This window comes from Streptomyces sp. NPDC058534, assembly GCF_042717365.1.
Taxonomy (GTDB): domain Bacteria; phylum Actinomycetota; class Actinomycetes; order Streptomycetales; family Streptomycetaceae; genus Streptomyces.
In genome coordinates, this window is record NZ_JBHXNW010000082.1 from 2,162 (window position 1) to 24,313 (window position 22,152).

Here is a 22,152-nt window from a genome sequence, read left to right on the forward strand (position 1 = left end):
GCGCGCCCGGCCGTTGGGGTACCCGCTCCTGGTCCCGCCGGCTGCCGCCGGCGCCCCGGCGGCCTCCCCGCCCGCCGTTCCACGGGGGGGGGGGGCCCCGTGCTTCGGGCCCCGCCCCTTTCGCGTTACGCGTCGAGCGCGCGCAGCACGAGACCGGAGGCCGGCTTCGGGCCGAAGGACGTCGACTTGCGGGGCATCGTGACGCCCTGCCGGGCCAGGTCGCGGACGACCTCCTCGCGGACCGGGTGCATCAGCACCGCCGTACCGCCGTCGCGTTCCGCCTTCTCGACCGTGGCCGCCGTGTCGTGGATGTAGGAGATGTGGGCCGCCGAGTCGTCGGGGATGTGCCAGACGTGGGCGAGGAGTGTGGTGTGCAGGACGGTGGCGTCCAGCGTGCGCCAGGCCTCGGGCCGGTCGGTGGGGACCGTGCGGGCCAGCAGGCCGGGTTCGGGTCGGTCCACGAGATGGAAGGCGCCGTCGCCGGCGAGCAGGAAGGCGTTGCCCGCGTCGGTCGCCCTCGCCAAGGTGTCCAGGGACTCGGCCAGCGGGGTCTCCAGGCGGCGGACGTGGAAGTGGCCGTCCAGGGCGGCGACGGCGTCCGTCACGGAGAGGTCGTGCAGCAGGCGGTGGATGGCGCGGACCCGCAGTGGATAGCGCACCGTGTCGACCAGGAGGACGAGGCCGTGGTCCCACGCGCTGGGGGAAGGGTGCTCCGCGCGGAGGGTGCGGTAGGTCGCCCAGCGGTGGTGGCCGTCCGCGATGAGGGCCTGGTGCCGTGCCAGCTCGGTACCCACCCGGGCCACTGTGTCGGGGTCGGTGACCGACCACAGCCGGTGGCGGTAGCCGTCCTCCGTGGTCGTCGCGAGCAGCGGCGGCTGTTCGGCGGTGCGTTCCACGAGGGCGGTCGTGGCGGACGTGGTGTCGTCGCCGCGGTAGGTCAGCAGCAGGGGTTCGAGGTTCGTCCAGGTGGCGCGCATGAGCGCCGCGCGGTCGGCGACGACGTGCGGCATGACGTCCTCGTGCGGCAGGACCACCCGCTCGGCGGGGTCCGACACGCGCAGGGCGCCGATGATGCCGCGTTGCAGGAGGACGTCGCCGTCGCGCTGTTCGTAGACGTACAGGCCCGGTTCGGGGTCGGTGGTCAGGACGCCCTCCGCCAGCCAGCGCCGCAGGGTCTGGGCGGCCTGCTGGTGGCGCGCCTCCGGAGTGGCGGCCTGGGGCAGGATCAGGCGGACGATGTTGTGCGGGTCGGCTGACTCCAGGTGCAGCAGGCCGTCGGGGCGGACCACGACGTCGTAGGGAGGGGACGTCACGGCGGCCAGGCTGCCGACCCGGTCGGGGTCGTAGCGGAGGCCTCGGAACGGCGTGAGTTCCAGGCCCCGGTGCGCCGTTGCTTCCGGGTGACCTGCAGTGTTCATCCCGGCATCGTACGTCTGTCGGTGGCATGGGGGATGATCGGGGGAAAGGCGTCGAACGAGGAGCGATGTGCAATGAGCCGGAGCGTCAGGACGAGGCCCGCGGGCAGTGGGCGGCACCTGAGCGAGGCGTACGACACGGCGCTGCTCGACCTGGACGGCGTGGTCTACGCCGGGGGGAACGCGATCGCGCACGCGGTCGACTCGCTCGCCACGGCCCGCGACGGCGGCATGCACCTCGCGTACGTGACCAACAACGCGCTGCGGACGCCGGACGCGGTGGCCGGGCACCTGACCGAGCTGGGGATCGCGACGGACGCCGCCGACGTCATCACGTCCGCCCAGGCGGTGGCCCGGCTGATCGCCGAACAGGTGCCGTCGGGCGCGCGGGTGCTGGTCATCGGGGGCGAAGGGCTGCGCGTGGCGCTGCGTGAACGCGGCCTCGAACCGGTGGAGTCCGCCGGGGACGACCCGGCGGCCGTGGTGCAGGGGTACGGCGGGCCCGAGCTGCCGTGGGGGCGGTTCGCCGAGGCGTGCTACGCCATCGCGCGGGGCGTGCCCTGGTACGCGTCCAACACCGACCTGACGATTCCGGGCGCCCGGGGCATCGCCCCGGGCAACGGCGCGGCGGTGGAGGTCGTACGGATCGCGACCGGCGCCGAGCCGCAGGTCGCGGGGAAGCCGTTGCCTCCCATGCACCGGGAGACGATCCTGCGGACCGGCGCGCGGCGGCCGTTGGTGGTCGGGGACCGGCTGGACACGGACATCGAGGGCGCGTTCAACGGGGAGGTCGACTCGCTGCTCGTCCTGACCGGCGTGACCGACGGAGCGCAGTTGCTGTCCGCACCGCCGCGGCACCGGCCGACGTACGTCGACGCGGATCTGCGCGGACTGCTCACCGGGCAGCCGGAGGTCACCGGGGAGGCGGACGGCCGATTCCGCTGCGGCGGCTGGACGGCGACGGCGGGCGAGGAGCGGCTGGCACTGGAGGGCGAGGGCGAGGCGTTGGACGGGTTGCGCGCGTTGTGCGCGGCGGCCTGGACGGCCGGCGGGGAGGAAGGGTGCGGCCTGGACTCGGGGAAGGCGCTGGCACGGCTGGGCTGGTGAGCCGCCGGGACGGGCGACGGTCGCGCGCCACGGGATCGTGATCGCTTGGCAGGGTAGGCTAGCCTAACCAACGTGTTGGTCGAGAGTCCCCCCGAACAGCGCGCGGAGACCGCCCCCGCTCCGCCCGCCAAGCGCCGTGTCCTGCGTGCCGCAGGGCTGCCCGTGTCCGTGGCCGTGCTGGTGTCCATCGTGTTGGCGAGCATCGCGATCGGTGCGAAGGACCTGTCCCTGGCGCAGGTCTGGCACGGTCTGTTCCACGACTCGGGCACCTACGGCGACGTCGTGGTCGGCGAGCGGCAGTCGCGGACCGTCCTCGGTCTGCTGGCCGGCGCCGCGCTCGGCCTCGCGGGCGCGGTGCTCCAGGCGCTCACCCGCAATCCGCTGGCCGACCCCGGACTGCTCGGCATCAACGCGGGAGCCTCGGCCGCGGTCGTCACGGCCATCACCTTCTTCGGCGTCACCTCGCTGACCGGGTATGTCTGGTTCGCCTTCGCCGGTGCGGCCGGGGTCGGCGCGCTGGTCTGGTTCCTTGGCGGCAGCCGGGGGGCCACGCCGGTGCGGCTGGTGCTGGCCGGCACCGCGATCAGCGCCGCGCTGTTCGGCTACCTCCAAGCCGTGATGATCATGGACGACGCGGCGCTGGGCAGGATGCGCTTCTGGACGGTGGGTTCGCTCGCCTCGGCGACCAACGACACCATCATGGAAGTGCTGCCGTTCTTCGGCGTGGGCACGATCCTCGCGCTCGCGCTCGCCCGGCCGCTCAACGCCATGGAGATGGGCGACGACACCGCCAAGGCCCTCGGCGCCAACCTGAACCGCACCCGGGCGCTGTCCATGCTCGCCGCGACCGTGCTGTGCGGGGCGGCGACCGCGGCCTGCGGGCCGATCGTGTTCGTCGGCCTGATGGTCCCGCACATCGTCCGCTCCTTCACCGGGCCCGACCTGCGCTGGATCCTGCCGTACGCCGCGATCCTGTCGCCCGTGCTGCTGCTGGGCGCGGACGTCCTCGGCCGGATCGTCGCGCGGCCCGCGGAGCTGCAGGTCGGCATCGTCACCGCCGTCCTCGGCGGGCCGGTCTTCATCTATCTCGTACGACGGCGGAGGACGGCCCAGCTGTGAGGACCGCGAAGACCGCGAAGACCGCGAAGACCGCGAGGACCGCGAAGAGCAACCGATCCGTCCGTGGCCCGGGTGGCCTGTCGTTCCGCCTCGACGTGCGGGCCGTGGTCGTCGTCGCCCTGCTGCTGGTCGTGGCGCTCGCCGCGAGCGTGGTGCTGATCGGCACCGGCGACTTCGAGATACCGGCCGCCGACGTGCTGCGGACCCTGGCCGGCGAGGGCAACGCCGGCCAGGAGTTCATCGTCAACGAACTGCGGCTGCCGCGGGTCCTGGTCGGACTGCTGGTCGGCGCCGCGCTCGGGGTGGGCGGCGCGCTGTTCCAGGCCATCTCGCGCAACCCGCTCGGCAGTCCGGACGTGCTCGGACTCGGACAGGGGGCGACGGCCGGGGCGCTCACCATGATCGTCCTGTTCTCCGGCAGCTCCGCCCAGGTCACCTTCGGCGCGCTCGCCGGCGGCCTGGTGACCGGCACCGCCATCTACCTGCTCGCCTGGAAGCGGGGGGTGCACGGGTACCGGCTGGTCCTGGTCGGTATCGGCGTGTCCGCGATCGTCACGGCGGTCAACGGCTACCTCCTCACCCGGGCCGACATCGTCGACGCCTCCCGCGCCGTCGTCTGGATGACCGGCTCTCTCAACGGCCGTGACTGGGACCAGGTCTGGCCGCTGCTCGCGCTGTGCGCCGTGCTCGTGCCGCTCGTGCTCACCAACGGACGGGCGCTGCGGATGATGGAGATGGGCGACGACGTCTCGTACGCCCTCGGCGTGCGCGTCGAGCGGGTGCGCGGGCTGCTGATGGTGGCCGCCGTGCTGCTCACCGCCGCCGCCACGGCCGCCGCGGGCCCGGTCAGTTTCGTGGCGCTCACCGCGCCGCAGCTCGCCCGGCGTCTGACCCGCTCGCCCGGCCCCAACCTGCTGCCGTCCCTGTGCATGGGCGCCGCCCTGCTGGTCAGCGCCGACTGGATCTCGCAGCGGGCCTTCGGCGCCGACCAGCTGCCCGTGGGCGTGGTCACCGGCGTACTCGGCGGCGTCTATCTGCTGTGGCTGCTGGTCACCGAGCGCAAGGCGGGCCGGATATGAGCGCCGGCACCGGTGCCCGCAGCGGGCTTAGGGGGTGTCGGTCGGATCAGGTTGCAGGAAATCGGCGGTTCCTTTCAGCGCCGGTGAGCGGGGTCTGGCGCGTCCAGATGCAAGGCGGAGGAGACGCTGACATCAGCCGCTGCCGCGGCGGGCGACGCGATGGGGGTCCCCCCGCGCGAGCGAAGCCGAGCGTGGGGGAGTCGGCGAGTGACGACAACGCCGCAGGTGGGCGTGGAAGACCCCGCGTCTGCGACGTGATCCGAACGACACCCCCTAACAACCAAAGGAGCAACGTGAACCGCCTGACCGCCGAGAACGTCACCCTCGCCTACGACCAGCGGGTCATCGCGGAGCACCTGTCGGTGGAGATACCCGACAACTCCTTCACCGTGATCGTCGGCCCGAACGCGTGCGGCAAGTCCACCCTGCTGCGGGCCCTGTCGCGGATGCTCAAGCCCACCCAGGGCCGGGTGCTCCTCGACGGGTCGGTCATCCAGTCGATGCCCGCCAAGCAGGTCGCGCGGACCCTCGGCCTGCTGCCCCAGTCGTCCATCGCGCCCGACGGGATCACCGTCGGCGACCTCGTCGGCCGCGGCCGCTACCCGCACCAGGGCCTGCTGCGGCAGTGGTCCACCGAGGACGAGCGGGTCGTCCAGGAGTCCATGGCGCAGACCGGGATCTCCGAACTCGCCGAGCGCTACGTCGACGAGCTCTCCGGCGGTCAGCGCCAGCGTGTGTGGATCGCCATGGCGCTCGCCCAGCAGACCCCGCTGCTGCTCCTCGACGAGCCGACGACGTATCTGGACATCCAGCACCAGATCGACGTCCTCGACCTGTGCGCCGAGCTGCACGAGGAGCAGGGCCGCACGCTGGTGGCGGTCCTGCACGACCTCAACCACGCCGCCCGGTACGCCACCCACCTCATCGCACTGCGCGAGGGGGAGATCATCGCCGAGGGCGCGCCGAGGGACATTGTCACGGCCGATCTCGTCGAGCGGGTCTTCGGGCTGCGCTGCCAGGTCATCGACGATCCGGAGACGGGTACGCCGCTGGTGGTGCCGGCCGCGCGCAAGGCGCGGGGCGCGGGGGGTACGCAGCTCGGCAAGGCGGCTCAGAAGGTGGCGGCTACAGAAGCTTCCTGAGCCGGAACAGGTCGCGCAGGCCCGCCTCCAGTCTCACCCGGCCCGAGCCCCAGGCCTTGGCGAAGTTCAGCTCGCCGGCGACCAGCGCCACCAGGTCGTCGCCGGTCATCGCCAGCCTGATCTCGGCCTTCTCGCGCGGGGGCCCCACCAGCGTCTCGCGCACGTCGATACCGCCGTCCGCCATGCGTCCGGCGAAGGTGACGTCCAGGTCGGTGATGTGGCAGCTCACCGAGCGGTCCAGCGCGGCGGCGGACCGCACGTCCCCTTCGGCGCCCCGCATGCTGTCCGAGAGCTTGTCGAGTGCGGCGCGGCACTCCTCAGTCGTCGCCATCGGGACGAACCGTACCCCAGCGGTACGCGGTAGCGTCGGGGCATGAGCGACGCAGTACCGGAGCCGGCGGTCCAGGAGAACGGGGCGGGGCCGGAGCCCCAGGAGGCGGAGTCCGGGTACGAGCCCGCGGCTCCCTCCCCGCTGGGCCTCCCCCGCACCCCGACCGGCAACGCCGAGGTCGACGCCCGGCTGGCGCGGCTGGCCGACGCCGACCACCTGGCCACGGACGGACATGTCGAGGTGTACGAGGATGTACACCGGGGGCTGCGCGACGCGCTCACCGCGCTCGACGCCCGCCCGGGACCCCCGGCGCCCCCATCGCCGTACCAAAACAGGAGCTGAACCGAACGTGGCAGGAGTCGCACGCCGCCGTCTCGACGCGGAGCTGGTCCGCCGCAGGCTGGCGCGCTCGCGCGAGCACGCGAGCCAGCTGATCGCCGCCGGGCGGGTCTCCGTCGGCAAGACCGTCGCGACCAAGCCCGCCACGCAGGTGGAGACGGCCGCCGCGATCGTGGTCACCGACGACGACGGCGATCCCGACTACGTCTCGCGCGGCGGCCACAAGCTCGCCGGCGCCCTCGCGGCGTTCGGGCCGCGGGGCCTCGCCGTCGAGGGACGCCGCGCGCTGGACGCCGGCGCCTCCACCGGCGGCTTCACCGACGTACTGCTGCGCGCGGGCGCCGCACACGTCGTCGCCGTGGACGTGGGATACGGACAACTCGCCTGGAGTCTCCGGCAGGATGAACGCGTCACCGTCAAGGACCGTACGAACGTACGCGAGTTGACGCTCGAAGCGATCGATGGGGAGCCCGTGGATCTTGTCGTGGGGGATCTGTCCTTCATCCCGCTCGGACTGGTGCTGCCCGCCCTGGCGCGGTGCACCCGGCCGGACGCCGACCTGGTGATGATGGTGAAGCCGCAGTTCGAGGTGGGCAAGGAGCGGCTGGGCAGCGGGGGAGTGGTACGCAGTGCGCAGCTGCGGGCCGAGGCCGTGATGGGGGTCGCCCACCGGGCCTGGGAACTGGGACTCGGTGTGAAGGGGGTCACCGCCAGTCCGCTGCCCGGTCCCTCCGGGAACGTCGAGTACTTTCTGTGGCTGCGGGCCGGGGCCGGCGCACTGGACCCGGCCGACGTTGACCGTGCAGTGGCGGAGGGGCCGCGTTGACACAGAACCGAGCTCGTACTGTCTTCCTGCTCGCCCACACCGGGCGTCCCGCCGCCATCCGCAGCGCGGAGCTGGTGGTCAAGGGGCTGCTGCGGGCCGGGATCGGGGTACGGGTCCTGGAGGCCGAGGCGTGTGACCTGCCGCTGCCGGGTGAGGTCGAGCTGGTCGGCGAGGCCACTCCGCAGTGCCTCGACGGGTGCGAGCTGCTGATCGTCCTCGGCGGCGACGGCACGCTGCTGCGCGGCGCCGAGTTCGCCCGCGCCTCCGGCGTGCCGATGCTCGGGGTCAACCTCGGGCGGGTCGGCTTCCTCGCGGAGGCCGAGCGGGACGACCTCGACAAGGTCGTCGACCGGGTGGTGAGCCGGGCGTACGAGGTCGAGGAGCGGATGACCGTCGACGTCGTCGTGCACCGCAACGGCGACATCGTGCACACCGACTGGGCGCTGAACGAGGCCGCCGTGCAGAAGGCCGGCGCCGAGAAGCTGCTGGAAGTCGTGCTGGAGATCGATGGGCGGCCGGTGACCGGATTCGGCTGCGACGGCATCGTGCTGTCGACGCCGACCGGGTCGACGGCGTACGCGTTCTCCGCCGGCGGGCCGGTGGTGTGGCCCGAGGTGGAGGCGCTGCTGATGGTGCCGATCAGTGCGCACGCGCTGTTCGCGAAGCCGTTGGTGACCTCGCCGGATTCCGTGCTCGCGGTGGAGGTGCTGCCTCATGTTCCGCCGGGGGTGTTGTGGTGTGACGGGCGGCGGACGGTGGAGTTGCCGCCGGGTGCGCGGGTGGAGGTTCGGCGGGGGGCGGTGCCGGTGCGCTTGGCTCGGTTGCACCACGCGTCATTTACCGACCGGCTGGTGGCGAAGTTTGCGTTGCCGGTTTCCGGGTGGCGGGGAGCTCCGCATTAGCGGCGTAGGGCCGGGGCAGCGTGGCGTGTGCGGGTTGTGTGTGGTTCTCGCGCAGTTCCCCGCGCCCCTGAAGGGGCGCGTCCACTCCCCTGGGTGACAAAGGCGGGCCGGTCGCACTCCCCGGCTCGGACCTCGTAAGGTCGTGTCCGTGCTTGAGGAGATGCGGATACGGTCGCTCGGAGTCATCGACGACGCCGTGGTCGAGTTGTCGCCCGGGTTCACCGCTGTCACCGGTGAGACGGGTGCCGGTAAGACCATGGTGGTCACCAGCCTCGGCCTGCTGCTGGGCGGACGCGCGGACGCCGCGCTGGTGCGGATCGGGGCGAAGAGCGCGGTCGTCGAGGGACGGATCGCCGTGCCCGGGGGCGCCGCTGCCGCCGTCCGGGCCGAGGAGGCGGGGGCCGAGCTGGACGACGGGGCGCTGCTGATCAGCCGTACCGTGTCCGCCGAGGGACGCTCGCGGGCGCATCTGGGCGGGCGGTCCGTGCCCGTGGGGATGCTCGCCGAGCTGGCCGACGAACTGGTGGCCGTGCACGGGCAGACCGACCAGCAGGGGCTGCTCAAACTGTCCCGGCAACGGCAGGCGCTCGACCGGTACGCGGGCGACGCGGTCGCAGGGCCCCTGGACAAGTACGCCGGGGCCTACCGGCGGCTGCGGGCCGTCGCCACCGAACTGGACGAGATCACCACCCGCGCGCGTGAGCGCGCCCAGGAGGCCGACCTGCTGCGCTACGGCCTCGACGAGGTCGCGGCCGTCGAGCCGCGCGCCGGTGAGGACGTGGAGCTGGCGGAGGAGGCCGAGCGGCTGGGACACGCGGAGGCACTCGCGTCGGCCGCCACGGCCGCCCACGCCGCCCTGGCCGGCAACCCCGAGGACCCCGAGGGAGTCGACGCGGCGACCCTCGTCGCGGGCGCGCAGCGCGCCCTGGACGCCGTACGGTCGCACGACCCGGCGCTGGCAGCGCTCGCCGAGCGGATCGGCGAGGTCGGCATCCTGCTGCGGGACGTGGCCGGGGAACTGGCGGGGTACGCGGACGACCTGGACGCCGATCCGCTGCGGCTCGCCGCGGTCGAGGAGCGGCGGGCCGCGCTCACCGCGCTGACCCGGAAGTACGGCGAGGACGTCGCCACCGTGCTCGCCTGGTCCGAGCTGAGTGTCGCGCGGCTGACCGAGCTGGACGGCGACGACGAGCGGATCGGCGAACTGACCGCCGAACGGGACGCGCTGCGGGCGGAACTGGGCGGGCTGGCCCAGGCCCTGTCGGACGCGCGGACGGAGGCCGCCGAGCGGTTCGCCGCCGCGGTGACCGCCGAGCTGGCCTCGCTCGCCATGCCCCACGCGCGTGTGTCGTTCGAGATCCGGCAGACCGAGGACCCGGAGGGCGTCGAGGTCGGCGGACGCGCGGTCGCGTACGGGCCGTCGGGCGCCGACGAGGTCGAGCTGCTGCTCGCCCCGCACCCGGGGGCGCCGCCGCGGCCGATCGCCAAGGGCGCGTCCGGCGGTGAGCTGTCGCGCGTGATGCTGGCCGTGGAGGTCGTGTTCGCGGGCACGGACCCGGTGCCGACGTACCTCTTCGACGAGGTCGACGCCGGTGTCGGTGGCAGGGCGGCGGTGGAGATCGGCCGGCGGCTCGCGCGGCTGGCGAAGAGCGCGCAGGTCGTGGTCGTCACGCATCTGCCGCAGGTGGCCGCGTTCGCCGACCGGCAGCTGCTGGTGGAGAAGACGAACGACGGGTCCGTGACCCGCTCCGGCGTGAAGGTCCTGGAGGGCGAGGAGCGGATCCGTGAACTGTCCCGGATGCTGGCCGGCCAGGAGGACTCGGAGACGGCACGGGCACACGCGGAGGAACTGCTCGAAACCGCTCGTGCGGACGCGTAGAGGCAGGGTCTCGGACGCCCGTAGGGTGTCCGGATGATCAACCGCAGTGGCCGCACCGCCTCCTTCGCCCTCGCCGCCGCTCTCGCGCGGACCGGCCTGACCGCGCTGCGCGCCGTGGCGCCGGGCGGCCGGGAACGCTGGGAGCGCGAGAACCACGCGGGGCGGACGGTGGATCTGTACGCCGGGCCCGCCTGCGCCCTGGCGGCGGCGGTCGGCACGGCGAGGGTGCGGCCCGCCGCCGGGCTCGCCGTGCTCGCGGCGGGTGCCTGCGGGGCCTACGACGACGTGGCGGGCGCCGGCGACTCCCGGCGCGGGTTCCGGGCGCATCTGACGGCGTTGCGGGACGGCGAGGTCACCGGCGGGGCGGTCAAGCTGTTCGGCATCTCCGCGGCCGCGCTCGCCGCGGGGGCGATGCTGAAGCAACGGCCCCTGGACCGGCTGCTGGCCGGTGTCGTCATCGCCGGGGCCGCGCACTTCGTCAACCTCGTGGACGTACGCCCCGGCCGGGCGTGCGCGGCGGTCCTCGCGCTCGGAGCGCCGGGGCTGCTGCGCGCGGGCCCCGGGGCGGAGACGGCGGCCGTCGCCATGGGAGCGGCGGCGGCCGTGCTGCCCGACGACGTCGCCGAGCGCACCATGCTCGGGGACACCGGAGCACACGCGCTGGGCGCGGCCCTCGGGGTCGCGGTGGTGACCGCGGGCGGGCGGGCCATGGTCGCCGCGCACGCGGTCGCGCTCGTGGCCGCGGCGGTCCGCGGTGAGCGCGCGGCCGGACCGCGCCGCTCACTCGTGTGAGTGAACTGGTGCCGTTCCGTTGCCCCGGTGGTCGACCGCACGCGGCGGCCGTCGTTCCCGGAACACCCGTACGGCCTGGCATCCTTGACGGTGTGACGCGCGGGAGGACGCGCGGCGCACATCCTCCGCACCATCGTTCTGTACGTTCTTCGTGACCCACCCCCGCCGAACCAGGAGCCCCGGCCAGGTGACCCCCGTGAGCAGCCACTCACCGCACGGCCAGTCGCCGCTGCGCACCGTGCAGGTGCTGGGCGGCGGCAACGCCGGCAGCAGCGCGCACGTGCGTTCTCTGGCCGCGGGGCTCGTCGCCAGGGGCGTGAAGGTCACGGTGTGCGCCCCCTCCGATGCGGAGTGCACCTACGACTTCACGGGCACCGGGGCCGAGCACGTGCACGTGCCGCGCAGCAGCGATCCCGTCTCGGTGGCCGCGCTGCGGGCGGTGTGCGCGGACGCCGACCTGGTGCACGCGCACGGACTGCACGCCTCCTTCCGCGCGGTGCTGGCCCTGGGCGGGCGGCGGGTGCGCACCCCGCTCGTCGTCACCTGGCACGACCGCGCGCACGCCGAAGGAGCGCGCGCCCATCTGCTGCGGGCGCTGGAACGGCGGGTGATGAAGGCCGCCACCGTCGTGCTCGGCACCACCTCGGGGCTGGTCGACGGGGCCCGGCGCACCGGCGCGCGGGACGCCCGGCTCGGCCCCGTGGCGCTCCCCGTCCGACCGGGAAACCCGGCCGGACCCGAGGACCCCGACCGGCTGCGCCCGAAACTCCGGGCCGAACTCGGCGCGGTGGAACGCCCGTTGCTGGTCGCGGTCGGTTCCCTGGAGTGGCACCGGGGGTACGACGTCCTGCTCGACGCCGCGCGTGTGTGGCGCCGTCTGGATCCCGTACCGCTGGTCGTCGTCGCGGGGGAGGGACCGCTGCGCGGGGAGCTGCAGGGGCGGATCGAGAGCGAGGGGCTGCCGGTGCTGCTCGCCGGCCGCCGCGACGACGTCCCCGACCTGCTGGCGGCCGCCGACCTCGCGCTGCTGCCGGCCCGCCGGGAGACGGGGCGTTCGGTGCTCGCCCAGGAGGCGCTCCACGCGTGCGTGCCGCTCGTCGCCGCCGAGGTGGGCGGCATCCCCGAACTCGTCGGCGACGCCGCCGAACTCGTCCCGGCCGGGGACGCGGAAGGACTCGCCGACGCCGTCGTCCGCCTGCTCGACGACCCCGGCCGGCGGGACGAACTCCGGGAGCGGGGCACGCGGCAGGCGGCCACCTGGCCGACCGAGGACGAGACCGTCGCCCAGGTCCTCAGCGTCTACGACGAGCTGACCCAGCCCACACCGCTGCTCTAGGCCCGGCTCAGGGCACGTGCCGGCGGGCGCGCAGAGCCAGGCTCAGCGCCAGTACGGTCTGCGGGTCGTCGAGGTCCGTGCCCAGCAACTCCCCGATCCGTGCCAGCCGGTTGTAGAGCGTCTGCCGGTTGAGGTGGAGTTCGCGTGCCGTCTCCGCCTTGCGGCCGGCGTGCGCCAGGTACGTCTGGAGCGTGGGCAGCAGCGGCGGCTTCGAGCGGTCGTCGTGGTCGCGCAGCGGGCCGATCGCCCGGTCCACGAAGGCCGCGAGGTCCGGATGGTCGCGCAGCCGCCACAGCAGCAGGTCGATGTCGAGGCGCCGCGCGTCGTACCAGGGCCGGTCGGTCAGCCCCTGCGCCGCGGTCGCCGTCTCCGCCGCGTGCCGCAGGCCCGCCGACGCCGCGGCCCAGCCGCCGGCCATCCCGACGACCACGACGGGCGGCTGCGCCCCCGGCCGCTGCATCCCGGCCCGCTCCGCGCCCGCCCGCAGCGCCGCGGCGACCCGGTCCGCGACCGCCGCCCGTTCCGATTCCGAACGCAGCCCGAGCAGCAGCGGCACCCGGCCCTCCACCGGCCGTACGCCCAGCAGCACCGGCACCCCCACCGACGCCAGCTCCTCGGCGACGGCGCGGGCCAGCACCGCCCAGCCGCCGCCGGCCGGGGACAGGGCGTCGCCGAGCCGCATCACCACCGGGAGCAGCGGACCGTCGCCCGGCTTGAAGCCCAGGACGCGAGCCTGGGCCGGAGCGTCCTCCGCCGTGATCCGGCCCTCGGCGAGGTCGCTGAGGAAGTCGCCGCGCCCGCGCGCGGCCAGCTCCTCCTCCTGCCGCGCCTGCATCAGCACCACGGCGAGGATGCCCGCCGCCCGCTCCGCCGCCATCCGGTGCACCGGCGCCAGCGGGGAGCGCACCGGCAGCAGCACCAGCCGCGCCCGCACCGACCCGGCGCCGGGCCCGCCGCCGGGCACGTCCACCAGGACCGAGCCGGCCGGCGGCGGTGCGTCCTTCTGCGGGCCGCGCAGCCCCTCCCACACCTGGAGCGGGTCGGCCCCCTCGGGCCCGGACCCGGCGGCGTACAGCAGGCGGCCGTCGGTGGTCTCCAGGAAGACCGGGTTGTCGCCGAAGTCGGCCAGGATGCCCAGCACCTGGGGGACTCCGCCGCCGCCCAGCAGGGCCCGGGTGCACCGGCGGTGCACCTCCTCGGCCCGCTGGAGCAGCGCGTAGTGGCCGTTGACGATCTCGGTGTGGATCTCCTCGGTGACCGTCACGAACGGCACCTCGCGGTGCAGCTGGACCAGCGGCAGCCCGGCCGTCCGGGCGGTGTCGACGAGGGCCGCGGGCAGCCGGGCGAAACGCGGGCCCAGTTCGACGACGAGGGCCGCGATGCCGCGCTCGGCCAGCGTGCGGACGAACGCCCGCTGCTCGGCGGGGCGGGTGCCCAGGCCGTACCCCGTGGTCAGCAGCAGCTCGCCGCCCTTGAGGAGCGAGGCGATGTTGGGCACCTCGCCGGCGTGCACCCAGCGCACGGTGCGGTGCAGCCGGTCGGCGCCCGCCAGGATCTCCGGCAGGCCGCTGCGCAGCCCGGGCAGCTCCAGTGCCCGCTGCACGGTGATCCCGGCGCCCTGGGTGTCGAATCCGCTGTTCCTGCCGCTGTCCATGAGCCGGACGCTACCCGCAGGCGCCCGCCCGGGACATCCGCGGGCCGCGGACACCCGGTTGGCCGCGTGGCAGCCGGGTAGGGCACCCGGTATGAAGATCACGGTGGTGGCCGCCGCACGCGAGGACGACAGTTCCCTGGACGAGCCCTTGCGGGTGGCGGTGTGCGCCGACCGGCTGGGCTATCCCGAGGTGTGGCTGGGGGAGGGACCGACCTGGGACGCGTTCGTGCTGGCCGCGGCCGTCGGGGCCGGCACCGGTCGGATCGCGCTCACCGCCGGGCCGGTCGCCGTGTCGGTGCGCGATCCGTACGGCATCGCGCGCGGCGCCGCGTCGGTGGCCTCGGTCACCGGACGGCCGGTCGGCGTGGCCCTCGGCACGTCCAGCAAGCGCGTGGTCGAGGGCGTGCACGGCAGGGTCCGCGAGCGGCCGGCGGCCGTGCTGGAGGAGACCGCCGCCGCCCTGCGGGACTTGCTCCACGGGGCGCCCGGAGAGCCCGTCGTGCCCGGCAGCGGGTTCACTCGCCGGCACCGGCCCCCGGGCGGCCCGCTCACCGTGGCGGCCTTCGGCGACCGCGCGATCGCCGTCGCCGCCCGGTACGCCGACCGGATGCTCCTTGACGTGGTCTCGCCCGAGCAGGTCCGCGTACTGCGCGCCAAGCTGCTCGCGGCGGCCGAAGAGGCGGGGCGCACCCCGCCGACGCTGGCCGCGTGGGTGCCCGCCGCCGTCGACCCCGACCCGGCCTCGCTCACCCAGCTGATGCGCAGCGTCGTGGGCTATCTCACCGTGCCCGGCTACCGCGAGATGTTCGAGGCGGCCGGCTTCGGCGAGGCGGTCGCGCCGGCCCGTACCGGCGCCGACCCCGAAACCCTGCTGCGCGCGCTGCCGACGGAGGCGGCGGCCACGGTGGGCCTCCTCGGCGGCCTCGACACCGTGCGGGCGCGGATGGACGAGTACGCCGAGGCCGGTCTGGACGAGATCGCCCTGGTTCCGGCCACCGCGGGCGACCCGGGCGGGGAACGGACGCTGACGGCGCTGGCGGGCTGAAACACCGGGGTCCGGCCCACCGCCGCGGCCTCAGCCTCCGTGGGCCCCGCTCGTCGTGAACCGCAGGCAGGCCTGGACGAGATCGCCTTGGTACCGGCCACCGCGCGGGCGACCCGGGCGGGGAACGGACGCTGACGGCGCTGGCGGGCTGAACGACCCGGTCCTGCCCGCCGCCGTGCCGCGTCAGCCTCGGTACGCCCCGCCGGCCTCCGTATGCCCCGCTAGCCCCCGTACGCCCCGCTCGCCGTCAGCCGCAGTGCCGTGTCGATCAGCGGCACGTGGCTGAAGGCCTGGGGGAAGTTGCCGACCTGGCGCTGCAGGCGCGGGTCCCACTCCTCGGCCAGCAGACCGAGGTCGTTGCGCAGGGAGAGCAGCTTCTCGAAGAGCTTGCGGGCCTCGTCCACCCGGCCGATCATCGCCAGGTCGTCCGCCATCCAGAACGAGCAGGCGAGGAAGGCGCCCTCGTCGCCCGGCAGGCCGTCGACGCCCTCGTCCTTGCCGTCCGTCGGGTAGCGCAGGATGAACCCGTCCGACGTGGACAGCTCCCGCTGGATGGCCTCGATGGTGCCGATGACCCGCTTGTCGTCCGGCGGCAGGAAGCCCATCTGCGGGATCAGCAGCAGCGAGGCGTCCAGCTCCTGGGAGCCGTAGGACTGCGTGAAGGTGTTGCGTTCCTTGTCGTAGCCCTTCTCGCACACGTCCCGGTGGATGTCGTCGCGCAACTGCTTCCAGCGCTCCAGCGGGCCGTCGGCGTCGCCGGACTCGATCAGCTTGATCGTGCGGTCGACGGCGACCCAGGCCATCACCTTGGAGTGCACGAAGTGGCGGCGCGGGCCGCGCACCTCCCAGATGCCCTCGTCCGGCTCCTGCCAGTGGTCCTCCAGGTAGCGGATCAGCTTCAGCTGGAGCACCGACGCGTAGTCGTTGCGGGCCAGGCCGGTCATGTGGGCCAGGTGCAGGGCCTCGGTGACCTCGCCGTAGACGTCCAGCTGGAGCTGGTGGGCCGCGCCGTTGCCGACCCGGACGGGGGTGGAGTTCTCGTAGCCCGGCAGCCAGTCCAGCTCCGCCTCGCCCAGCTCCCGCTCACCGGCGATGCCGTACATGATCTGGAGGTTCTCCGGGTCGCCCGCGACCGCGCGCAGCAGCCACTCGCGCCACGCGCGGGCCTCCTCGCGGTAACCGGTGCGCAGCAGTGAGGACAGGGTGATCGCCGCGTCCCGCAGCCAGGTGTAGCGGTAGTCCCAGTTGCGGACGCCACCGATCTCCTCCGGAAGGGAGGTGGTGGGCGCGGCGACGATGCCGCCGGTGGGGGCGTACGTCAGGGCCTTCAGCGTGATCAGGGAGCGGACCACGGCCTCCCGGTAGGGACCGTGGTACGTACAGTGGTCGACCCAGTCGCGCCAGAAGTCCTCGGTGGCCTCCAGGGCCTGCTCGGGCTCGGGCAGCGGGGGCGGCTCCTTGTGCGAGGGCTCCCACGAGATGGTGAACGCGATCCGGTCACCCGGCGCGACGGTGAAGTCCGCGTATGTGGTCAGCGCCTTGCCGTAGGTCTCGACATCCGTGTCGAACCACACGGAGTCGGGCCCGGCGACGGCCACCGTGCGGCCCTCGTGCTTGTGCACCCAGGGGACCACTCGGCCGTAGCTGAACCGCATCCGCAGCTCCGAGCGCATCGGCACCCGGCCGGAGACGCCCTCCACGATCCGGATCAGCTGCGGCGCGCCGTCGCGCGGCGGCATGAAATCGGTCACCCGGACCGTGCCGCGCCCGGTGTCCCACTCGGACTCCAGGATCAGCGAGTCGCCGCGGTAGGTCCGCCGGGCCGCGCTGGGCGGCTCGGCGCCCGGGGCGCAGGCGGGTCCGATCCGCCAGAAGCCGTGTTCCCCGGTGCCCAGCAGACCGGCGAAGATGGCATGCGAGTCGAAGCGGGGCAGGCACAGCCAGTCGACTGTGCCGTCCCGGCAGACCAGTGCGGCGGTCTGCATGTCTCCGATGAGTGCGTAGTCTTCGATGCGCCCGGCCACGTGCAACTCCAGTCGAACGGCCACGTCACCCCGCGATGGGGGCGGTCGCTAGTGCGGTCAAGGGTGGGGTCAGGGGGGTGTGTGGGGTGTGTGTCATGTGTCGTTGAGCCATGAAGCAAAGCAGTCGTCCGGCCGTCAAGCCAAACGCTGCGCCGCAAGCGACAATTGTCGCTCAACCAACTGACGAGCTCTCGTTGTTCCGGCGGTGACGGGCGAGGGGTGGTGCCGCGTCGCCAGGGCCGGCTCGGCAGCGAACGTCCGAGCAGGATACGACGCACGTAGATGATCTGTGTGCCGCTCCGGGCAACCCGGGTCCGCCGAACGGGTGACCACCGGGTGAGGAAAGTGTGACGCCCCCACCTGCGTGTCCGGGCGTGCGCGGAGGGTGGCCGGAAGCCGCCGCCCCGAGGCGCTGATACGCTGGTAGCCCGTGGACCGGTGGGAGAAAAACCCCGGAACCGCAGCGACGGCGCCGCCGCCGACATCCCGGAATACCGGGGCGGAGGGCGAGCGCACCGCACCCCAGACCGCGACCACGGGAGCCCCCTCTTGGCCATGCCGCCCGCTGCTTTTCGAAACAGCACAGCTTCGACGACCAAGCACATCTTCGTCACCGGGGGTGTCGCCTCCTCGCTCGGCAAGGGGCTGACCGCCTCCAGCCTCGGCATGCTGCTCAAGGCCCGGGGTCTGCGCGTCGTGATGCAGAAGCTCGACCCGTACCTGAACGTCGACCCGGGCACGATGAACCCCTTCCAGCACGGTGAGGTGTTCGTCACCAACGACGGCGCCGAGACCGACCTGGACATCGGCCACTACGAGCGCTTCCTCGACCGCGACCTCGACGGCTCCGCCAACGTCACCACCGGCCAGGTGTACAACACGGTGATCGCCAAGGAGCGGCGCGGCGAGTACCTGGGCGACACGGTGCAGGTCATCCCGCACATCACCAACGAGATCAAGCACCGCATCCGCCGCATGGCGACGGACGAGGTCGACGTCGTGATCACCGAGGTCGGCGGCACGGTCGGCGACATCGAGTCGCTGCCGTTCCTGGAGACCGTCCGCCAGGTCCGGCACGAGGTCGGCCGGGACAACGTGTTCGTGGTCCACATCTCGCTCCTGCCCTACATCGGCCCTTCGGGTGAGCTGAAGACCAAGCCGACCCAGCACTCGGTCGCGGCGCTGCGCAACATCGGTATCCAGCCGGACGCGATCGTGCTGCGCTGCGACCGCGAGGTCCCGACCGCGATCAAGCGCAAGATCTCCCTGATGTGCGACGTCGACGAGGCCGCCGTGGTGGCCTGCCCCGACGCCCGCTCGATCTACGACATCCCGAAGGTCGTCCACACCGAGGGTCTGGACGCCTACGTCGTCCGCAAGCTGGACCTGCCGTTCCGCGACGTGGACTGGACGACCTGGGACGACCTGCTCGACCGTGTCCACAAGCCCGACCACGAGATCACCATGGCCCTGGTCGGCAAGTACATCGACCTGCCCGACGCCTACCTCTCGGTCACCGAGGCGCTGCGCGCCGGCGGCTTCGCCAACAAGGCCCGCGTCAAGATCAAGTGGGTCACGTCCGACGACTGCAAGACCGCGGCCGGCGCCGCGGCGCAGCTCGGGGACGTGGACGCGATCTGCATCCCGGGCGGCTTCGGCGACCGCGGTGTGCTCGGCAAGGTCGGCGCCATCCAGTACGCCCGCGAGAACCGGATCCCGCTGCTCGGCCTCTGCCTGGGCCTGCAGTGCATCGTGGTCGAGGCCGCGCGCAACCTGGCCGGCATCGCGGACGCCAACTCCACCGAGTTCGACCCGGCCACCGGCCACCCGGTCATCTCGACCATGGCCGAGCAGCTGGACATCGTGGCCGGCGAGGGCGACATGGGCGGCACCATGCGGCTCGGCATGTACCCGGCGAAGCTGGCCGAGGGCTCCATCGTGCGCGAGGTGTACGACGACAAGGAGTACGTCGAGGAGCGGCACCGCCACCGCTACGAGGTGAACAACGCCTACCGCGCGGAGCTGGAGAAGAAGGCCGGCATCGTCTTCTCGGGCACCTCCCCGGACGGCAAGCTCGTCGAGTACGTCGAGTACCCGCGCGAGGTCCACCCGTACCTGGTCGCCACGCAGGCGCACCCGGAGCTGCGCTCGCGCCCGACCCGCCCGCACCCGCTCTTCGCCGGGCTGGTCAGGGCCGCGGTCGAGCGGAAGACGTCGAAGTAGCACACCAGTTGTACGGTGGCCGGGGCGCGCGCACTCGACGGCGCGGGCCCCGGCTTTTCGCGTACGTCTGAAAGGGCAGGTCAGGCATGACGGGCAGCACGATCAAGGACACCCCCGAGGAGTGGGAGGTCCGGGGCACCGAGACGCCCTTCCGGGGGAAGAAGACCTCCGTCCGCACGGACGACGTGGTCATGCCCGACGGCTCCGTGGTGACCCGCGACTACCAGGTCCACCCGGGCTCCGTGGCCGTCCTCGCCCTGGACGGCGAGGGCCGGGTGCTGGTCATCCGGCAGTACCGGCACCCCGTGCGCGAGAAGCTGTGGGAGATCCCCGCCGGTCTCCTCGACGTCCCCGGCGAGAACCCGCTGCACGCCGCCCAGCGCGAGCTGTACGAGGAGGCGCACGTCAAGGCCGAGGACTGGCGGGTGCTGACCGACGTCTACACCACCCCCGGCGGCTGCGACGAGGCCGTGCGGATCTTCCTCGCCCGGAACCTCTCCGAGGCCGAGGGCGAGCGCTTCGAGGTCGAGGACGAAGAGGCCGACATGGAGCTGGCCCGGGTGCCGGTCGCGGACCTGGTGCGCGGCGTGCTCGCGGGCGACCTGCACAACAACTGCCTGGTCGTGGGCGTGCTCTCGCTGATCGCCGCGGAGCGGGGCGACGGGCTCGACGCGCTCCGTCCGGCCGAGGCGCCGTGGCCGGCGCGTCCCTTCGAGGCCTGACGCGCCGACGCGGGACCGCCTGTCGCCTCCTGGCGGTGTGACCATCTGTTGATCCGATCGAGGGACCTGCCCGCCGCGCTCCGCCGGGAACGTCGCAGAGCGTGAACTAGGCTCTGGAAACGCCCGAAACCGGGGTTCCGGCGGGCGCCGGTGCGGTGGGATCGGGAGTGTGGCCCGTGACGGATCAGGCGGTGGACACGGACGGCGTACGGCTGTCGGAAGATCCTGTCGAGGAGAGTCCATTCCTGGGCCGCACCCGGGAGTTGAAGGAGCTGCGCGCCGACATCGAGCGCGCGGGCCTGGACACCCTCTCCGGACGCAAGGCCCCTCGCGCGCGCGTGCTGCTCATCGCCGGCCGGCCCGGCTCGGGCCGGACCGCGCTCGCCGAGGAACTGGCCGCCCGGGTCGCGCACGACTACCCCGACGGCGTGCTGCGGGCCCGGCTGAGCGAACCGGACGGCACCCGCGTGCCGGTCGGACGGACCGCCCGCGGACTCCTCACCGACCTGGACCGTCCCACCCCGCCCGGCGCCGACGAGGACGACCTCACCGCGGCGCTCCGCACCGCCCTGGCCGACCGCCGGGTCCTGCTGCTGCTCGACGCCGCCGCCGACGCCGAGCAGGTCGACGCCCTGCTGCCGGACACCCCGGACTGCCTGGCCGTGGTGGTCGCCGAGGGGCCGCTGACCGGCATCGCGGACGTCCGCCCCTGCACGCTGGGCGGCCTCGACACCAAGTCGGCCATGGAACTGCTGTCCCGCTACACCGGCTCGGTCCGCATCACCGTCGACCCCCGGGCCGCCGAGCAACTGGTCGAGGTCTGCCAGGCCCAGCCCGCCGCGCTCACTCTGGCCGGCGGCTGGCTCGCGGCCCGGCCCCAGGCGGCCGTCGCCGACCTGGCCAAGCACGTGCACGCGGAGGGCGACGAGGGCACCGCGCTCACTCGCGTCTTCCGCCTCGTCTACGCGTCCCTTCCCAGCACCGCCGCCCGGATGCTGCGCCTGCTCTCCCTCGCCCCGGCCGGTCTCGTCGACCCGCACACCGCCTCCGCGCTCGCCGGGTGCTCGGTGAACGGCGCCCGCACCACCCTGGACGACTTCGTCGGCCTCGGCCTGCTGCGCGAGGTCGGCTCCACACCGCCCGGGTACGAGGTGCCCGCCTGCCTGCACGCCCGGCTGACCCGCCTCGCCGAGACCCACGACCGGCCGGCCGAGTTGCAGCTGGCCCGCGCCCGGATGCTGGAGCGGACGGTGCGGCTGCTCCAGTCCTGCCGGGCGGTCACCGAGACGGACAGTCCGCAGGCCCGCGAGAAGCTCGTGGGCATGCCGCGCGACCTGCGCTTCCCCACCCCGAGGGCCGCCGCCGACTGGCTGCGCGCCCGGCGCCCCACCCTGCTCGCCTCGGCCCGCCTCGCGGTCGCCGACGGCGAGCTGGACACCCTGGCCCGCCGGCTGATGTCCCAGCTGGTGCGGGCCATGGTGGCGCACTTCGGCACCCAGGCGGCGGCTCCCGACCTGTACGGCATCCACCGTCTCGTCCTCGACGTGGCGGAGCGCCGCGAACTGCCCCGGGAGAAGGCGGCGGCCCTGCTGAACCTGGCCGACCTCGACGCCCGCACCGGCCGCACCGCCGAGGCCCTGGTGCGCTACCGGGCCGCGCTGGACGCCGGACGCGAGGCGAACGACCCGTATGCCACCGGCCGCGCGATGGAATCCGTGGGCGGCGCCCACCTGGAGCTGGAGGACTACGACCGGGCCGCCGACTGGTTCGGCCGGGCCCTCGCCCAGCGGCTCGCCCGGGACGAGCGGGCCGACGCCGCCCGGATCTACGGCCGTATCGCCACCGCCCACACCTACGCGGGCCGCTACGGCGAGGCGGTGCGCTCCTGGCGCGCGGCGGTCGCCGGACACCGCAAGGGCGGGGACGTGGCCGCGCTGGCGCGGGCGCTGTCCGAGCTGGCCCGGGTCCAGGAGTACGCCGGACGGCCCGAGGAGTCGCTGCGCACCTGCCAGGAGGCCGTCGAGTGGGCCCGCCGGGCCGAGGACGTCCGGCTCCAGGCCGCCCTGCACCTGCGGCTCGCCGACACTCTCGACCGGCTCGGCGACCCCACCTCGGCCGGCCTGGAGCGGAGTGTCGCCGACCGCATGCTGAGGGAAGATCCCGAAGATGCCTGCGAAATCCGTAGCGCATCGTCTGAAGATTGATGCTTTGAAAGGC

General features: G+C 73.7%; 18 protein-coding genes. 14 read left to right on the top strand and 4 right to left on the bottom strand.

Annotated elements, in window-relative coordinates; translation table 11 throughout:
* Nucleotides 1-125: 125 nt before the first annotated feature.
* The gene (locus ACFWR9_RS35180) at nucleotides 126-1,418 is read right to left on the bottom strand and encodes a DUF1015 domain-containing protein (RefSeq protein WP_383849577.1); all 1,293 of its coding nucleotides are present in this window, start codon (nucleotides 1,416-1,418) and stop codon (nucleotides 126-128) included.
* A 72-nt stretch (nucleotides 1,419-1,490) separates the two neighbouring features.
* Here ACFWR9_RS35180 and ACFWR9_RS35185 point away from each other — a divergent pair, with 72 nt between their 5' ends.
* The 4 genes from ACFWR9_RS35185 (at nucleotide 1,491) to ACFWR9_RS35200 (ending at nucleotide 5,862) form a co-directional block, all read left to right on the top strand.
* Nucleotides 1,491-2,522 (top strand): HAD hydrolase-like protein, encoded by a 1,032-nt coding sequence (locus tag ACFWR9_RS35185; RefSeq protein WP_383849580.1) that lies wholly within the window; start codon nucleotides 1,491-1,493, stop codon nucleotides 2,520-2,522.
* Between the two features lie 72 nt (nucleotides 2,523-2,594).
* Complete coding sequence (locus ACFWR9_RS35190) at nucleotides 2,595-3,641, top strand: FecCD family ABC transporter permease (RefSeq protein WP_383849583.1); 1,047 nt, start codon at nucleotides 2,595-2,597, stop codon at nucleotides 3,639-3,641.
* Nucleotides 3,638-4,720 (top strand): FecCD family ABC transporter permease, encoded by a 1,083-nt coding sequence (locus ACFWR9_RS35195; protein ID WP_383849585.1) that lies wholly within the window; start codon nucleotides 3,638-3,640, stop codon nucleotides 4,718-4,720. The genes ACFWR9_RS35190 and ACFWR9_RS35195 overlap by 4 nt, the downstream gene beginning before the upstream one ends.
* A gap of 293 nt (nucleotides 4,721-5,013) precedes the next feature.
* On the top strand, nucleotides 5,014-5,862 hold the full coding sequence (locus ACFWR9_RS35200) for an ABC transporter ATP-binding protein (RefSeq protein ID WP_383849587.1): 849 nt from the start codon (nucleotides 5,014-5,016) through the stop codon (nucleotides 5,860-5,862).
* On the opposite strand, the gene ACFWR9_RS35205 is transcribed toward ACFWR9_RS35200, so the two are convergent.
* Nucleotides 5,846-6,193, bottom strand: a complete 348-nt coding sequence (locus ACFWR9_RS35205; protein WP_383849589.1) for a sterol-binding protein — start codon at nucleotides 6,191-6,193, stop codon at nucleotides 5,846-5,848. The two genes, ACFWR9_RS35200 and ACFWR9_RS35205, sit on opposite strands and share 17 nt — an antisense overlap.
* Nucleotides 6,194-6,235: 42 nt before the next feature.
* Between ACFWR9_RS35205 and ACFWR9_RS35210 the strand changes: the two genes are divergently transcribed.
* The 6 genes from ACFWR9_RS35210 to ACFWR9_RS35235 all read left to right on the top strand — a co-directional run bounded on the left by ACFWR9_RS35210 (nucleotide 6,236) and on the right by ACFWR9_RS35235 (nucleotide 12,267).
* On the top strand, nucleotides 6,236-6,535 hold the full coding sequence (locus ACFWR9_RS35210; RefSeq protein ID WP_383849592.1) for a hypothetical protein: 300 nt from the start codon (nucleotides 6,236-6,238) through the stop codon (nucleotides 6,533-6,535).
* Nucleotides 6,536-6,542: 7 nt separating this feature from the next.
* Complete coding sequence (locus ACFWR9_RS35215) at nucleotides 6,543-7,358, top strand: hemolysin (protein ID WP_383849595.1); 816 nt, start codon at nucleotides 6,543-6,545, stop codon at nucleotides 7,356-7,358.
* Nucleotides 7,355-8,260: an NAD kinase gene (locus ACFWR9_RS35220; protein WP_356365409.1), complete on the top strand. Its 906-nt coding sequence runs from the start codon at nucleotides 7,355-7,357 to the stop codon at nucleotides 8,258-8,260. Before ACFWR9_RS35215 ends, ACFWR9_RS35220 begins: the two co-directional genes overlap by 4 nt.
* A gap of 160 nt (nucleotides 8,261-8,420) precedes the next feature.
* Nucleotides 8,421-10,139, top strand: coding sequence for a DNA repair protein RecN (gene recN, locus ACFWR9_RS35225; RefSeq protein ID WP_383849646.1), 1,719 nt, complete (start codon nucleotides 8,421-8,423; stop codon nucleotides 10,137-10,139).
* A gap of 33 nt (nucleotides 10,140-10,172) precedes the next feature.
* Entirely contained in the window at nucleotides 10,173-10,931 is a 759-nt protein-coding gene (locus tag ACFWR9_RS35230) for a hypothetical protein (protein WP_383849597.1), read from the top strand.
* A gap of 187 nt (nucleotides 10,932-11,118) precedes the next feature.
* Entirely contained in the window at nucleotides 11,119-12,267 is a 1,149-nt protein-coding gene (locus ACFWR9_RS35235; RefSeq protein WP_383849600.1) for a glycosyltransferase family 4 protein, read from the top strand.
* A 7-nt stretch (nucleotides 12,268-12,274) separates the two neighbouring features.
* Here ACFWR9_RS35235 and ACFWR9_RS35240 read toward each other — a convergent pair whose 3' ends face one another.
* Nucleotides 12,275-13,921 (bottom strand): PucR family transcriptional regulator, encoded by a 1,647-nt coding sequence (locus ACFWR9_RS35240; RefSeq protein ID WP_383849603.1) that lies wholly within the window; start codon nucleotides 13,919-13,921, stop codon nucleotides 12,275-12,277.
* A 91-nt stretch (nucleotides 13,922-14,012) separates the two neighbouring features.
* On the opposite strand from ACFWR9_RS35240, the gene ACFWR9_RS35245 reads away from it, so the two are divergent.
* Nucleotides 14,013-14,966, top strand: coding sequence for an LLM class F420-dependent oxidoreductase (locus tag ACFWR9_RS35245; RefSeq protein ID WP_383849605.1), 954 nt, complete (start codon nucleotides 14,013-14,015; stop codon nucleotides 14,964-14,966).
* Between the two features lie 221 nt (nucleotides 14,967-15,187).
* On the opposite strand, the gene ACFWR9_RS35250 is transcribed toward ACFWR9_RS35245, so the two are convergent.
* Complete coding sequence (locus ACFWR9_RS35250) at nucleotides 15,188-16,990, bottom strand: glycoside hydrolase family 15 protein (protein ID WP_383849648.1); 1,803 nt, start codon at nucleotides 16,988-16,990, stop codon at nucleotides 15,188-15,190.
* A 555-nt stretch (nucleotides 16,991-17,545) separates the two neighbouring features.
* Here ACFWR9_RS35250 and ACFWR9_RS35255 point away from each other — a divergent pair.
* From ACFWR9_RS35255 to ACFWR9_RS35265, 3 genes are all read left to right on the top strand, one after another.
* On the top strand, nucleotides 17,546-19,213 hold the full coding sequence (locus tag ACFWR9_RS35255; protein WP_383849651.1) for a CTP synthase: 1,668 nt from the start codon (nucleotides 17,546-17,548) through the stop codon (nucleotides 19,211-19,213).
* A gap of 86 nt (nucleotides 19,214-19,299) precedes the next feature.
* On the top strand, nucleotides 19,300-19,935 hold the full coding sequence (locus ACFWR9_RS35260) for an NUDIX hydrolase (protein WP_352154649.1): 636 nt from the start codon (nucleotides 19,300-19,302) through the stop codon (nucleotides 19,933-19,935).
* Nucleotides 19,936-20,111: 176 nt separating this feature from the next.
* Nucleotides 20,112-22,139, top strand: coding sequence for a tetratricopeptide repeat protein (locus tag ACFWR9_RS35265; RefSeq protein ID WP_383849608.1), 2,028 nt, complete (start codon nucleotides 20,112-20,114; stop codon nucleotides 22,137-22,139).
* Nucleotides 22,140-22,152: the final 13 nt, after the last annotated feature.

What these genes read in the sequence shown, in the direction of transcription:
- ACFWR9_RS35205 (WP_383849589.1), bottom strand. Translation starts at nt 6,193, where the DNA reads ATGGCGACGACTGAGGAGTGCCGCGCCGCACTCGACAAGCTCTCGGAC.
- ACFWR9_RS35185 (WP_383849580.1), top strand. Translation starts at nt 1,491, where the DNA reads ATGAGCCGGAGCGTCAGGACGAGGCCCGCGGGCAGTGGGCGGCACCTG.
- ACFWR9_RS35210 (WP_383849592.1), top strand. Translation starts at nt 6,236, where the DNA reads ATGAGCGACGCAGTACCGGAGCCGGCGGTCCAGGAGAACGGGGCGGGG.
- ACFWR9_RS35240 (WP_383849603.1), bottom strand. Translation starts at nt 13,921, where the DNA reads ATGGACAGCGGCAGGAACAGCGGATTCGACACCCAGGGCGCCGGGATC.
- ACFWR9_RS35180 (WP_383849577.1), bottom strand. Translation starts at nt 1,418, where the DNA reads ATGAACACTGCAGGTCACCCGGAAGCAACGGCGCACCGGGGCCTGGAA.
- ACFWR9_RS35255 (WP_383849651.1), top strand. Translation starts at nt 17,546, where the DNA reads ATGCCGCCCGCTGCTTTTCGAAACAGCACAGCTTCGACGACCAAGCAC.
- recN (WP_383849646.1), top strand. Translation starts at nt 8,421, where the DNA reads ATGCGGATACGGTCGCTCGGAGTCATCGACGACGCCGTGGTCGAGTTG.
- ACFWR9_RS35260 (WP_352154649.1), top strand. Translation starts at nt 19,300, where the DNA reads ATGACGGGCAGCACGATCAAGGACACCCCCGAGGAGTGGGAGGTCCGG.
- ACFWR9_RS35230 (WP_383849597.1), top strand. Translation starts at nt 10,173, where the DNA reads ATGATCAACCGCAGTGGCCGCACCGCCTCCTTCGCCCTCGCCGCCGCT.
- ACFWR9_RS35245 (WP_383849605.1), top strand. Translation starts at nt 14,013, where the DNA reads ATGAAGATCACGGTGGTGGCCGCCGCACGCGAGGACGACAGTTCCCTG.